General features: G+C 29.9%; 13 protein-coding genes. 1 reads left to right on the forward strand and 12 read right to left on the reverse strand.

Annotated features, from left to right (window positions below):
• Positions 1–6 precede the first annotated feature (6 nt).
• The gene (locus KPL37_RS14915) at positions 7–1287 is read left to right on the forward strand and encodes an FAD-dependent oxidoreductase (RefSeq protein WP_216150612.1); all 1281 of its coding nucleotides are present in this window, start codon (positions 7–9) and stop codon (positions 1285–1287) included.
• A gap of 54 nt (positions 1288–1341) precedes the next feature.
• On the opposite strand, the gene KPL37_RS14920 is transcribed toward KPL37_RS14915, so the two are convergent.
• The 12 genes from KPL37_RS14920 to manZ all read right to left on the reverse strand — a co-directional run bounded on the left by KPL37_RS14920 (position 1342) and on the right by manZ (position 14915).
• On the reverse strand, positions 1342–1503 hold the full coding sequence (locus tag KPL37_RS14920) for a hypothetical protein (RefSeq protein ID WP_216150614.1): 162 nt from the start codon (positions 1501–1503) through the stop codon (positions 1342–1344).
• Entirely contained in the window at positions 1503–1868 is a 366-nt protein-coding gene (locus KPL37_RS14925; RefSeq protein WP_216150616.1) for a hypothetical protein, read from the reverse strand. Before KPL37_RS14925 ends, KPL37_RS14920 begins: the two co-directional genes overlap by 1 nt.
• Positions 1869–2246: 378 nt before the next feature.
• Positions 2247–3065 (reverse strand): sporulation transcription factor Spo0A, encoded by an 819-nt coding sequence (gene spo0A, locus KPL37_RS14930; RefSeq protein ID WP_216150618.1) that lies wholly within the window; start codon positions 3063–3065, stop codon positions 2247–2249.
• Between the two features lie 341 nt (positions 3066–3406).
• The gene (locus KPL37_RS14935; RefSeq protein ID WP_216150621.1) at positions 3407–4597 is read right to left on the reverse strand and encodes a pyridoxal phosphate-dependent aminotransferase; all 1191 of its coding nucleotides are present in this window, start codon (positions 4595–4597) and stop codon (positions 3407–3409) included.
• A 225-nt stretch (positions 4598–4822) separates the two neighbouring features.
• Entirely contained in the window at positions 4823–6079 is a 1257-nt protein-coding gene (rhaA, locus tag KPL37_RS14940; RefSeq protein ID WP_216150623.1) for an L-rhamnose isomerase, read from the reverse strand.
• Between the two features lie 43 nt (positions 6080–6122).
• Positions 6123–7532, reverse strand: a complete 1410-nt coding sequence (rhaB, locus tag KPL37_RS14945; RefSeq protein WP_216150625.1) for a rhamnulokinase — start codon at positions 7530–7532, stop codon at positions 6123–6125.
• Positions 7533–7677: 145 nt separating this feature from the next.
• Positions 7678–8697 carry an AraC family transcriptional regulator gene (locus KPL37_RS14950; protein ID WP_246578308.1) on the reverse strand — a complete coding sequence of 340 codons (1020 nt, stop codon included), beginning with the start codon at positions 8695–8697 and terminating at the stop codon, positions 7678–7680.
• Between the two features lie 106 nt (positions 8698–8803).
• Positions 8804–10117, reverse strand: a complete 1314-nt coding sequence (locus tag KPL37_RS14955) for an MFS transporter (protein ID WP_246578309.1) — start codon at positions 10115–10117, stop codon at positions 8804–8806.
• Positions 10118–10133: 16 nt separating this feature from the next.
• On the reverse strand, positions 10134–10448 hold the full coding sequence (gene rhaM, locus KPL37_RS14960) for an L-rhamnose mutarotase (protein ID WP_216150627.1): 315 nt from the start codon (positions 10446–10448) through the stop codon (positions 10134–10136).
• A gap of 429 nt (positions 10449–10877) precedes the next feature.
• Positions 10878–12629, reverse strand: coding sequence for a methyl-accepting chemotaxis protein (locus tag KPL37_RS14965; RefSeq protein ID WP_216150629.1), 1752 nt, complete (start codon positions 12627–12629; stop codon positions 10878–10880).
• A gap of 164 nt (positions 12630–12793) precedes the next feature.
• Positions 12794–13900 carry a BtrH N-terminal domain-containing protein gene (locus tag KPL37_RS14970; protein ID WP_216150631.1) on the reverse strand — a complete coding sequence of 369 codons (1107 nt, stop codon included), beginning with the start codon at positions 13898–13900 and terminating at the stop codon, positions 12794–12796.
• 121 nt (positions 13901–14021) lie between these two features.
• Positions 14022–14915, reverse strand: coding sequence for a PTS mannose transporter subunit IID (manZ, locus tag KPL37_RS14975; protein ID WP_216150633.1), 894 nt, complete (start codon positions 14913–14915; stop codon positions 14022–14024).
• Positions 14916–15049: the final 134 nt, after the last annotated feature.

Consider the following 15049-nt stretch of genomic DNA (forward strand, 5'->3'; position numbering starts at 1 on the left):
AATATTTTGAAAGTTATAGTAATTGGTGGTGGATGGGCTGGTTGCATGGCAGCAATAACAGCAAAAAAAGCCGGTGCAGAGGTTGCACTATATGAAAAAACAGATATGCTTTTAGGTCTAGGTAATGTTGGTGGTATAATGCGAAATAATGGACGCTATACTGCAGCTGAAGAATTAATAGCATTAGGAGCAGGAGACTTTATACATGTGACTGACGAAAACACGAAACATAAAAATATTGATTTTCCAGGTCATAAAAATGCTTGGCTTTATGATGTAAACAAGATTGAGCCGGCAGTTGGAAGACATTTAAAAGCCATGGACATAGAAGTAAATATGATAACAAGAGTCATTGATATTAAAAAGGAAGGCAATAAAATAAAAGGAATATATTTATCAGATAAAAGTTACATTGAAGCCGATGCATTTATAGAAACTACGGGTTCAGCAGGTCCAATGAACAACTGCTTAAAATATGGTAATGGGTGTGCAATGTGCATTCTTAGATGCCCTGCTTTTGGTGGAAGAGTAAGCATTAGTAGTAAAGCAGGAATTAAAGATTTAAAAGGTGAGCGAGAAGAAGAGGGTGTATATGGAGCATTCAGTGGTTCTGGTAAATTAGCTAAAGGTTCTTTAGCTAGTGATCTAGTAAAAGAACTAGATGAAACTGGTGTAATTATTGTAAAAGTCCCAGTAGAAGATGTAAATTTAGATAAACTTAAGCTAAAGGTATGTCAGCAATATGCCCTAAAAGAGTTCGCAGAAAATTTAATTCTTATAGATACAGGTGATGTAAAACTTATGACCCCCTATTATCCATTAGAAAAATTAAGAAAAATCAAAGGATTTGAAAATGCAAAATACGTAGACCCATATGCAGGTGGTATAGGAAACTCTATCAGATATGTATCTATAGCCCCAAGAGAAGACAGTATGAAGGTTAATGACTTAGATAACTTGTTCTGCGCTGGAGAGAAAGCAGGTCTATTTATAGGTCATACTGAGGCGATGGCAACAGGGGCACTAGCAGGATATAATGCCGTTAACAACTACTTAGGAATGCCTCCATTAATATTACCAAGGACCTTAGCTGTTGGTGACATAATAGCTTACGCAAATGAAAAAATGCAAACTAGTGAAGGAAGAAAAAACAGATATACCTTTGCAGGCGCAGAGTATTTTAAAAGGATGAAGGAACTTGGACTTTATACTCTTGATACAGATGAGATTAAGAAGAAAGTAGAAAGTTTAAACTTAACCAATATATTTAATAAAAAACTTATATAGATAAAATTAAAAGATCATCCTTAAAAGGCTGATCTTTTTTTATTGTGTGTTCTTTTATGAGAAATTATCTGTTTTAAGTTCTTTCTCTTCCTCCACTGCCTCTTTCATTTTCATAGCTACCCAGGTCGAAATTTTCATACCTTTCTTTTTTGCATACTTGCAAAAGTCCTCATATACTATTGGATCAATCGTTATATTTTGTCTATGAGCAACCATTAGCAATTAGGCTCACATGGATATATATAATTGGCTGCTGTACGAACTTCAATTTCATCAGGGTTGCTTCCATCCTCTGGAAGTACAAACACTAGTTTACGTTTAATCGTACCACATTCATCCTTACATTCATTTTCTTTGCATACCACTGTTATAAATCCTCTAAATGCAAGTATTCTGTGGCAATTGTCATATATTATAACTGCAACGGCTACTTTTTTATCAAAGCATACATTATTTATTCTTACTCTTACGGTTAATAATCTAGCACCATGTTTCTCCATATCTACTGGATCTGCATTAATAACACTACATAAATCACATGAACATTTATCACACTTACTACCATTTTCAATTTTGCCCATTTAATAAAACTCCTTTACATATATAAATTTTAAATAAGACAATACTTGTTAATGCTGATTTTGTCATAAAGAATTTCTATAGCTACATATATCACTCTAATATATTTTCAACATAAGACTTATACGTTGATATATGTTCTACTAAATCAGATTAATGTTTTGATTGCCTTTGTTATAAATTTAAAGGTTTAATTAATGGACTTGCATAGAATCTAAATAATGTATATTCTACACTACTAATGTATTCACACTAAGCCTAAATGTGAATGAAAAAGGCAGTCTTAAAATAAATATTTATATTTTTTCCATAAAAATAGACCTCCTCTATTTACATCAATAAATAGAGGAGGTCTATTGGTTATTTTTTAAAAACTTATACTAGCTAACCCTATTTTGCAATCTTAATTTATCAGCTACCATTGCTATAAATTCGGAATTAGTCGGTTTACCTTTTTCATTATTAATTGTATAACCAAAAAGATTGGTTATGGTTTCTACTTGTTCTCTACTCCATGCAACTTCTATTGCATGTCTTATTGCTCTTTCTACTCTACTCGCAGTAGTATTGAATTTTTCGCCTACTAAAGGATATAACTCTTTTGTAACTGATGATAAAAGATCAATATCATTCACTACCATGTTTATTGCTTCTCGTACAAACATATACCCTTTTAAATTAGCAGGTATACCAATTTCATGAATAATGCTAGTTATTTGACCAATCATATCGATATCAGCCGTCGTACCTCTATTAATTTTAATATCATCATTATCAACATAATTAGCTATTTTCGGTGTTTCATTACTATATATATTTTCATTTAGCGTTTGTCTTATTCTATTCGCAAACACTTCCATATCAAAAGGCTTAATAACATAATAATCTGCACCAAGTGATATAGCCCTCTGGGTTATTTTTTCGTGCCCAACTGCTGATAAAATTATTATACTAGGCCTTGGGTCTATCTCCATTGTATTTAATCTTTCAAGAACTCCTAGTCCATCAAGAATAGGCATAATAATATCAAGTACTACTAAATCAGGCTTTTTTTCCTCAATTAATTTTATTGCTTCTATTCCATTTTGTGCGATACCAGTAACAACTATATCCTTTTGCGTTAATAAATAATCATTAAGAATATTACAGAATTCCTTATTATCATCAACAATAATTATATTTATTTTTTTCTCTTCCATGTTCATAATCTCCTTTACATATCAATTGTGTTTCTTAATTATTATAAATTCTACAAATAATTGGTAAATCCTTCTATTTTAAAAATAATATTAAAAAATATTACCGAATCAAGTAATATAGATATGATTCTTTCTATTTTTTATATTATTTTCACATTTATAATGTACTTTTTCTTATATGGTAACATATAACTAATTATATTTCCATATAGCATCTTGTATTTTTTATATATTTATGCATACATAATAAAACTCAGCTTAATGCATTACGCATATAAACTGAGTTTTTGTCAATTTACTATATACACTTTTCAAAATAAACTAATAATTTATAAATAACATTATTTAAGATTGTATGATTTAGCCAATTTTTCAAATGCTGGTAATGAATTTTCTATCTTCTTATAATCAACACAGTAAGATATCCTTGCATGTCCTGGACATTCGAAAGCAGATCCCGCTACTAATAGTAGATTAAACTCTTTTGCATCCTCGCAGAACTTTTTATCATCGGCTATTGGTGTTCTAATAAATAAATAAAATGCTCCTTGTGGTTTTATGCATTTAAATCCTATTTTTGTAAGATAATTATACAATAAATCTCTATTTTTTTGATATAGGCTAACATCGACTTCGGCCTCAAGGCAATTTGCAATAACTCTCTGGAAAAGTGATGGTGCATTTACAAATCCTAGAATTCTATTTGCAACATTAAGAGATATCATTATATCATCAAAACAATCCATTTTTGTATTTGCAACTACATATCCTATTCTTTCCCCTGGCAATGATAATGATTTACTGTAAGAATATCCAGTAAATGAATTTGTATAATATTTTAAAATATATGGAACAACAACATTATCATAAACTATTTCTCTATAAGGTTCATCAGATATAAGATATATGCTTGTACCAAGCTCTTCTTGTTTTTGACTCATCAATTTTGATAAATCTTGTATAACCTTTTCTGGATACACAACACCCGTTGGATTATTTGGTGAATTGATAATAATTGCTTTTGTTTTACTATTTATTTTATCTTTCAAACTCTCCATATTAGGTTCAAAAGTATCAATATTTGTAGGAACGACAACAAGTTTACCATCAAAATTATTAACATAATTTCTGTATTCGCCAAAAAATGGTGCAAAAACAATAACTTCATCTCCTGGATTAAGTAATGTTTTCAGTAAAATATTTAATCCTCCAGCTGCTCCACATGTCATAACTATATTATTATATGAAATATTTATATTATGTTTTTTATTTAAAAATCCAGCAATTTTTTCTCTAACATCTTCATAACCAGAATTATTCATATACCCGTGGACAAGTTTCGGAGCTATTTCATTTAATATTTTATTAATTTCAACTTTAACATTTTCAGGTGGAAGAGCATTTGGATTACCTATGCTGTAGTCAAAAACATTTTCTTCGCCATAAATATCAGATAATCTTTTACCTTCCTCAAACATAGCTCTTATTATAGAACTATTAGCAACTAAATCTTTCATTTTGTTAGATATCATTTTAGTTCTCCTTTTATTATAGAATAAAATATATTAATAACCCTACTAAATTAATGCCTAACTTAAATAGTTTGAATTATTAGTTTATATTATAACATAGATATTAATTATACTGATATTTTTTATATAAGCGCTAGATAATAAACTAATTTTTATATAAAACGAAATAAGAATAAGTCAGATAATGAAATCCGACTTATTCTTAAGTAAATTTATTCTAATTATTTATATTCTTTTACTTAATTCATTCTTTTCATAATTCTTTACATCATCAAGCCATTTTTCTGCTACTGGAACATTATTCTTTTCGCAATAATAATTCCAAATATCACCCATTGGATAAGTTTTAAACTCTTCCATTAAAGCTAATCTTTCAGTAAAATTTCCTGTGTCTTGCAAGTCTTTTAACTTTTCATTAGGTGTTAGCATTGCACTTAGTAATGCCTTTATCATATTTCTTGATCCTATTGTCCATGCCGCTATTCTATTTATACTAGCATCAAAGAAATCAAGACCAATAATTACTCTACCCAATGCATCATTTCTTACAATTTCTTTAGAAAGTTCTTTAATTTCATCATCAAATAGTATTACATGATCTGAATCCCATCTTACTGGTCTGCTCACATGAAGTGCTACTTTATCATTAAATAGAAGCATTGCAGATAATTTATCTGAAACAACCTCTGTTGGATGATAATGTCCTGTATCCATTAACGACATTATGTTGTTCCTCGCTGCATAACTTATATAAAATTCACTTGAACCTACAGTATAAGCTTCTGCTCCTAGTCCAAATACTTTTGATTCAACGCAATCAAGATTATATTTTTTATCTATTTTCTGTGTAAATATCTCATCTAAAGATTCTTTAAGTCTCTTTCTAGGTCCCATTCTATCACTTGGAATATCTTTGTATCCATCTGGAATCCAAATATTTGTTAAACAAGTTTGTCCAAGCTCACGTCCAAAGTATTCTCCAATCTTTCTACATACCTTGCAATGTCTTATCCAAAATTCTCTTATTTCTTTGTTAGGGCTAGATAGAGTTAAACCATCTGCAGCTTTGGGATGTGAAAAAATTGTTGGATTAAAATCAAGTCCTAAACCATTTTTCTTTGCCCAATCTACCCATTTTTTAAAATGTTCTGGTTTTATTTCATCTCTTTCAACTAATTCTCCATCAGTCTCAGCATATATAGCATGTAGATTAACCTTATGTTTTCCTGGAATTAAGCTTAGAGCTTTATCTAAATCTTTTCTTAATTCTTCTCCATTTCTAGCTTTTCCTGGATAATTACCAGTTGCAGCTATACCTCCTGATAATGCATTTTGAGTTTTTTCAAAACCAGTTACATCATCTCCTTGCCAACAATGAATTGATATTTTTACCTTATTAAGCTCTTCTAAGATCTTATCTACGTCAAGTCCCCATTTTTCATATTCTTTTTTAGACATCTCATACTTTTCTTTAATATTCATTTATATTTGCCTCCCTTATAATTCATTCCGTAATTGAAACTAATTAAATTTCATTTGGTTCAAATGTAACAATATGAAAAGATTCTTTAATAGCTCCTCTTGCTTGTCCTAAATCTTTAAAAATATTATAACTTAAGAGCTGAGCTGTAATATTTCCTATTGCGGTTGCTTCAACTGGTCCAGCTAATACTTCTTTTCCAGTGACCTTGGCAACTAACTCATTTAAAAAAATATTTTGACATCCTCCACCAAAAATATTTATTCTCTTGAATTTTTTCTCAAATATTTCTTCAATATTTGCTACAGCCTTCTTATAACAATGAGCTAAACTGTTATACACACACATTGCTATTTCTCCAACATTTCGTGGAACCTCTTGATTAGTCTCATAGCAATAATCTTTTATTTCCTTTATCATGTTTTCAGGTTTTAAAAATCTATCATCATTAACATCTACTATTGAAGTAAAATCTGATTTTGCTCTTGCCAACTCTACAAGCTCCGCAAATGAATATTTATTCTCAAGATTTCTTGAAACCTCTTGAATTATCCAAAGTCCCATAATATTTTTAAGGAATCTAAATCTGTAATCTATCCCACCTTCGTTAGTAAAATTGTATCCCATAGTTTGTGGTACACATAATGGAAATCTATTTTCGAGGCCAATTAATGACCATGTACCCGAGCTTAAATAAAGACTATCACTATCATTACAAACTGATGATATAAATGCTGAACCAGTATCATGAGTTGCAGGAAGTACAACTTCCATATCAAATCCGAATTCACGAACTAACTCGCTACGTAAACCGCCAATTTTCGTTTTAGGTAATTTTATCTCTTGGAATATGTCTTTTTTGATTCCTAAATCATCTAAAATCTTTGGATCCCATGTCCTATCAAAAGAATTTACTAATTGAGTTGTTGTTGCATTGGTATACTCATTAACTTTTTTACCTGTAAGCAGAAAATTAAGATAATCTGGAATCATTAAGAAAGTCTTTGCCTCTTCCAAGATTTCAGGTTTATTTTTCTTTATAGAAAGTAGTTGATATATAGTATTAAATCTTTGAAACTGGATGCCTGTATATAAATACATCATATCCCTGGGTATAATCTTAAAAACTTCTTCCATCATACCTTCAGTTCTATCATCTCTATAAGACACCGCATTACCTATAATTTCATCTTTTTTATCAAGTAATACAAAATCTACAGCCCAAGTATCTATTCCTACACTCTTTGGGATTTTTCCAATCTCAACACATTTTTTTATTCCTGTTTTTATATTTTCAAATAACTTGTAAGTATCCCAACAATATTCGTCAGTTACCTTACTAATTCCATTTTCAAATCTATAAATTTCTTCTAGTTTTAATTTTCCATTTTCAACTGAACCTAGTATATGCCTTCCACTAGAAGCCCCAATATCAATGGCTAGATAATATTCCATAACTTACCTCCAATCTTTTGCAAACGTATACTACTCGTATAAAGTTATCTATAGCTAATATTTTAGTTTAGTAACCTAATAAATTCTATGTCCTATGAAGAGAATCTTACTGTCCTAATAAGCAATCAAATTATTATATTATTTTCTACTTTTTCCTATATTCATCAGGGGTAACTCCTACCTGCTCTTTAAATTGCCTATAAAAATAACTCACATTTGAATACCCAACTTCAGTGATGACATCAATTACTGACATCTTTGTGTTATGCAATAAATATTCTGCTTGTTTAATTTTCTTTTCTTTTGCAAGTTCTGTTAAATTTTTTCCTATAATCTTCTTAACTAATTTACCAATATAATCAGGATTATAACTAAAATGATCTGCCATACCTTTTAATGTTATATCCTTATAGTTCTTGTTAATGTAATTTAGAATTTCTGTAGATATTGTAGAATCAATTTTAGATACCATCTCACTAGATAAATATTTTTTATAATCCCTTAACATTTCATTAAAAAGTAGTATTATATAAGCACGAATAGCTGTTTCCATCCCATTTTTTTTATCATAATATTCCATAAGTATTTGTATCATAAAATTACAAACCTTATCATTCTCTGATGTTTTAAAATGAATATACTGCTTAAACTCATTTTTCCCATATATTGCTTCAACGACAAAATTAGAGATTAAATCATTATCAGCTATTTGGCTCATAAAAATCCAATCAAAAAATTCTTTTTTAATTAATACATTAATTGCAATGTCGCCTTCACCTGCAGCCTCAATACTATGTTCAACATTCATGTCTAGTAATAAAATTTCTCCCCTTTCTATTACTATTTTTTCACCTTCAATCACTTGATTTATTTTTCCTGAATACACAAACATCATTTCTAAATAATCATGCCTATGTTTGTCAAATTTTATAAACCTATCATGTTTATGAATAGCTATAACTTCTGATTTATTCATCAATTTTTCATTGTTTATTATCCACAAATTATTTTTAATTTTATTTGAGAAGTGTTCCTTAAGTTTAATATCAAAATTTGTATTTATTTTACTATTATATAAATTATACGTATTTTTTTCTATATCATTAAATTGTTTTAATTTTTTATCAAGCTCTGTAATATTCATATTATCACCATCACTTTTCATTTTATAATTTTCTATTTATTATGACCTTAAGAATTTATTATAGCCTTATAAATTTAGTCTTACAATTTAAACTTGATGGTGATTATATTCTTATAAAATTATTTTATTATACATTAATTTCACCATAACGTTCTTTTTCAATTGCCTCAAGTGTCCTACCTGAAGTTTTTGGAGCAAATACAACACCAATTATTCCACTAATTATAAGGAATCCTACCATGAATGCTGCTGCCAATTGGAAACCAGCCTTGCTCATGATGCTTGGAATAATAAAGCTCCATATACCAAGTGCAATGCGTACAACAAAGAACATTACACCTTGAGCCGTAGCTCTATATTTTGTTGGGAAAAGTTCACTAGCCCATAGTTGATAGAATGGTTGTGCACCAAATCCAAAAGAAAGTCCATTTACAATAACAAATATTACAAGCATGCTAGCGTTCATACTTGATGCTGGTAATAAGAATATTGACCATGCACCAATTGCCATTATAGCTGCTGCTGCATATAACACTTTACGACTTACTTTATCTCCCAGTTTCATGAAAATGAAATAAGTACCAATAGCTGTAAATCCGAATAATACTGCTTGAAGTAGATTAGCTTGTTGTGATGAAACCTTACCTACTGTTTGATAAATTAATGGCATGAAAAAGCCCATTGTACCTGCTGCCAAGTTCCAAAATAAATACACACCAAGTAAAAACAATATTGATTTAAAATTTACTGGTTTTAATATATCTTTAATAGTTACTTTTTGAAATTGTCCTTTTGCTTCAAGTTGTTTTTCTTTTTCCTTTTGTACGAGCCAAGACTCAGATTCTGGCAACGTTCTTCTTATTAACCAAGTGATAAGAGCCACTACAAACAAATGTCCAAAAACTATACGACTACCAAGTAGTCCTAAATTTCCGAGGGCCACAGATAAAATCAAAACAATAATTGGACCAGCTGACCATGCAAGCTGCGCTGTACCACAATGTTTTGCCCTTTCCTTAGCCGGTGCCCCTTCTGCAATAGTAGTCCATGATGCTGGAATGTCAGCACCAACTGATAATCCTACGATTATATACCCAGTTAACATCATTCCAAAATTCTGTGAAAAAATAATAAATAACATACCAAACATATAAAATAACATAGAGCAATTATAAACCAATTTACGACCATATTTATCACATATATAACCACCTATTAAAGCACCGATGGCTGCTGAAACAGCATTTGAACTTAAAGCACTTAATAATCCAAGTCTCATATCAGTCATATGAAGATATGAAGTCCAAAGCGATAAACCTGCAGCTCCAGCAACTATAGAACCTGCATCAATGTAATTTGCCATAGATGCTGAAATAGTGGTTTTCCAGGTTAATTTGTTTTTTTCTTTACAAGTCATTTGCTTCTCTTCTTTATTACTCATTTCTTTTTCTCCCCCTTTAGTTTAAATGAAATAATTCTTTTAACTCAAATGAAACCGGGCTATTATCCTCATTTGTTTCCATAACATCTTTCATATAAGCCCACCATTTTTGACAAATCTGTGTTGCATCACTTTTACTCCATAAAGCTTCATCTTCAACTTCTAAATAAGCAATTAGACTATTTGTTTTCGCATCCAAGAAAATGGAATAATTTTTTGCACCATATTGATGCAACATATCAACCATCTCAGGCCAAATTTCATCATGACGTCTTTTATACTCAGCATGGAACCCACTAAATACTTTCATTACAATACATTTACGAACCATTTTAAATCCCTCCCTATATATAACTAAGATTACTTGGTTTATTTTGTTATACGTTTACACGAATAGTATAAATAACATAAAAAAATTGCTTTTGATTGATTTACTACAAAACAGTTTGAAACTCAACTTTAATCAAACCTTATTTTTTGTATACGGTTAATGTATACGTTTGTAACTAAGTACAGTATATCTACTTATACAGAGATATTCATTAACCTTAAAAGTGTTGTTAACTATCAAAATCAGTTTTTTATAATCTTTAAACAAAAGGCTATCTGTAAATGCAAATTTTATAACAGGTTGCTCATAATGACGGTCATGAGTTTCTGCTAACCATTTATTGATTGTGATATTTAAAGTGATTTGTTATAATTGCATAAAAAAATAAAGCCACTAATGGCTTTATTTTTTTACCTTTTTAAAGATATGTTAAATATTAAACTTATTGGTTATATCTATTAGTTTCTGAGAAGTTTCAGCTTGACTTTGAGCTGAACTCGCTACCTCTCCTATCGCGATTGTTATCTCATTTATACTATTGGATATATCTTCTGTATTATCAGCTGATTTATCAGTAGTTACTGATAAACTTTCTATTGCATAAGTTACCTTATCTATAACTTCTTTCATTTGTTTTGATGTACTAGCTATTTCACTTGCCATATTATTAACAAAATCTGCGTCTTGATCATATTGAATACCTGTAGTCATAAGCAATTGATAACTTGGTTTTACTCCAGTTTCAAGGTACTCTAAAACTTCTTGACCACTTTTAGATAAATTATTGAATGCCATTTCAATCTTATTTACCATGTTCTGAATGTTTTCTACTGCAACAGATGATTGCTCAGCAAGACTTCTTACTTCGTCTGCAACTACTGCAAATCCCTTACCCATTTCACCTGCTCTAGCAGCTTCAATAGCCGCATTTAATGCAAGTAAATTTGTCTGGTCCGCTATAGAACCAATCGAATCTGCCATAACAGTAATATCCTTAACTACTTTTCCATCATCTATAGCCTTTAATATATTTATACGATTTTTCTCATATATTTCATTACCTTTTTCTATATTTTGAGTCGCTTTTACTTTTATTTCAGCTGCCCTTTTTTTAATTTCTAATGCAGATTTAAAGCTATCATTAGCCTTATTAATTAATTTCATTGTTGTATTTTCAATTTCCTTTGTTGATGCACTAACTTCCTGCGTTGTAGCACTTAAATCTTGAATCCCAGTGGTTATATGATCAGTGGATTCATTAACAACATCCATTTTTGAAGAAACCTCTTCAGATGTTGCAGATAACTCTTCACTAGAAGCACTTATATCACTAGAACTATTAATTATTTCCGAAATAAGTGATTTCATATTATCTTTTGCTTTATTTAATGCTCTAGCAAGATCCCCTATTTCATCTTTTGAATCAATATCTATTTCCTTAGTTAAATCTCCATTTCCCATATTTCCTGCAAAACTAACAACTTTTTTTAATTGTCTTGAGATAGCTAAAGCTATAAAAAGTCCTAATATAATTGAGCAAACAAATCCCAATATAGTAATCGATATTATCAACATTTTAGAGCCCTCAAATGTTATATTGTTCGCTGAGTAAAATGAATCGGCTTCTTTAATACTACTAGCATTCAGTCCATCAATGCCTTCGAATAAAGCCGCTCTATCTTTTGATGCCCCTGAGAGTTGAGCTGCAGCTGATTTGAAATCTTTTGCTACTCCGAAATCAGTAGCCTTTTTCCCTGAAGCTAAATATCCTTTAGATGAACTTTCTATTTTATCAAGCAATATTTTATCTTTTTCTTGATCTGCCTGACTCTTGTCTATCCTCATCTTCTCATTAGTGCTTTTTATTATTGCAAATAACTTTTCATTTTTTTTAGTTAAGTCCTCTATCTCTGTAACAACCTCTTCATCCTCACCCTTATCTTTTCTTTCCTTATAAACCATTTTAATTAACGCAGTTCTAATATCTGAATAATTTTGCCTTAAAGTATTTACTTGTTCTATGTTAACTAAATTATAGTCATGTAATAATGATGCATTTGAATTAATTTTATTCATATTATATAGTCCTATATAACCTACAATTCCTATAAATATAGCCAGAAAAACAACTAGTGAAACCAATCTAGTCGACATTTTTAAATTATTAACCAATTTTTTCATATATGATTCCCCCTAATTTTATAAAAAATAACTTCCCACCTACTCTATATCGTCGATTTTTGTTTATTCTTAACTAGGGATAATTTTTATATAAATATTGTTTAATAAAATGATACTTAATAATAATGCACCCATAGCTTTATGTGTACACCAGATTCGATTTATTAATTAGATGCAACCTCATAGGAAGCTTTTTCTAATATTTTTCCGATTTGTTCTTCTATTTGTGAATTTTCAAATAAAATGTCGCTTACTTTATCTATATTTTCATCGTTTATAGTTACTTTAATAATTTTTAAAACTTTATTATAATTTTCACTTACTACTCTAAACAAATTAGCTACTTTACTTAAATCAAAATTATCTTTAAAAAATTCTTCAAAGAATTCAGCATTATCTCTTCTTGAATATTCTAAGGCTTCAATTACCCATTCACTATTAAAGGTTTTTGTTTCTTTAATATGCTTTGCATATGCTGCTATTGCTTGTGCTCCTGAAGCAGTCCTATTACTTGTTTCTCCAATAAGATTTTTTCCATTGTTTTTAATTGCATTTTTAATCTGCTCCTTTTCTTCGCAAGCCTTAAAAATACAAAACCCATATTTCCATGGTTTTTTAAACTTTGTATTTAATTTATTAGTAGCAGCAATGAATTGTTTGTTTGAAATATACTTCTTCTTTTCGTTATTAATTCCAAGCGTTTCATAATAATAAAACCCATTCTTATTATAACCGACTATAAGTTCGCTTATTGAATAGAAACCTCTTCTCCCCAAAAGCGTAGCCATGTCCACTTGCGCTAATACAGGATATCCCTTTGAAATGTAATACTTTACTGCATCTATAAATAATTTAGGACTGTTTGATGTGCGATAATCCATATTTAATCCCAAAAATGGTGCGGAGTTTTTCACACAAGAAATTGGCTCTAGAAATGGTACAAAGTTTTTATTTAGATTATTAAAACTAGCTCCGTATGTATAACCCATAAGAAAGTTAATATTGTTTATGGATATATTTTGATTTGTATTAATTTTGTCATTTATCATTTTAAGTGCAGCAGTCTCTTGATATTGTTTTTGACTTGATACGCTAACAAACCCATCCATAATGTATTTTTCAGGATATTTTAGTATTTCACTTGATCTTATTGATTTGGAACTATAGGCCTGACAATAATATTTTTGTTGATAAAAGTTAAAAATTATGAAAAATAAATATATAATTAGCGCTATTACTACTACAATAATCGATATAATATTAAGCATCATAGTTTACATCTCCTTTATAAGTAAAATATATAAGTTAAGACTATCTCTCACTTAAGAAATAGCCTTAACTTATATTATAAAATTCTTAAATGTCTTTTAAGTTTTTATTAATAGTTTAAAATTATTTTAAGAATCCGCCCATATAACCAAATATACCCACAGCAAACATTCCAAATATTATTGTCATAGGATTAACTTTTTTCTTTAACAATTTCATGCATCCGAAAGTCAATAATAATGGAAGTAATCCTGGAATTAAAGAATCCAAAATGGTTTGAACAGTGGTGACAACCACTTTACCATCAGCACCTTTAATTGTTGAGACTACTAATGGTACATTAATATTAGTCCATTTACAAACTAGTGCTCCCATTATGAATAGTCCTGCTATTGAAGCACCTTCAGTTATTTTCTGTAACGTGTTACCAGATGCCTCTGATACAATTGATGTTCCTTTTTCATATCCAAATTTAAGACCAAACCATAATGTAAGTATTCTACAAATGTTAAATGGTATAAAGAAAAGCAGTGGTCCTAGAATGCTTCCAGTAAGTGCAACTGATGCCCCTAATGCTGCGAAAAGTGGTCTTAATGTTCCCCAAAATATAGGGTCGCCTACACCTGCAAGTGGTCCTATAAGTCCAATCTTTACACCACTAATAGCTGCGTCATCAATTGGTGCTCCAATAGCCCTTTCTTGTTCCATAGCTGCTGTAACACCCATGATAGGTGCAGCCATATATGGAGTAGTATTAAAAAATTCTAAATGTCTTTTTAGTGCTGCTGATTGATCTTCTTTAGTTGTATAAAACCTCTTTATAGCTGGAATCATACTTACACAAAAACCCATACTTTGATTTCTTTCAAAATTAAATGATCCTAATATAAACCATGAACGCCAAAACATGCTTTTTAAATCACCTTTGGTTAATCTATTTTCGCCCTTAGATATTTCCTTTGCTTTCAATGTTTTATCATTTCCAATGTGATTTTTAGTTAAATTACTCTCACTCATATTATCTCCCCCTTTTACAAATCGAGATTTCACGGAAACTCCCTAGTTCCTGTGATTACTCATTTTTAGTATCATTAATTTTTATTGATTCCCCCATTTTTTTTGCATAAAACACTTGACAAGTCTGTAGAATT

This window comes from Clostridium frigoris, from assembly GCF_018861865.1.
Lineage (GTDB): Bacteria > Bacillota > Clostridia > Clostridiales > Clostridiaceae > Clostridium_AD > Clostridium_AD frigoris.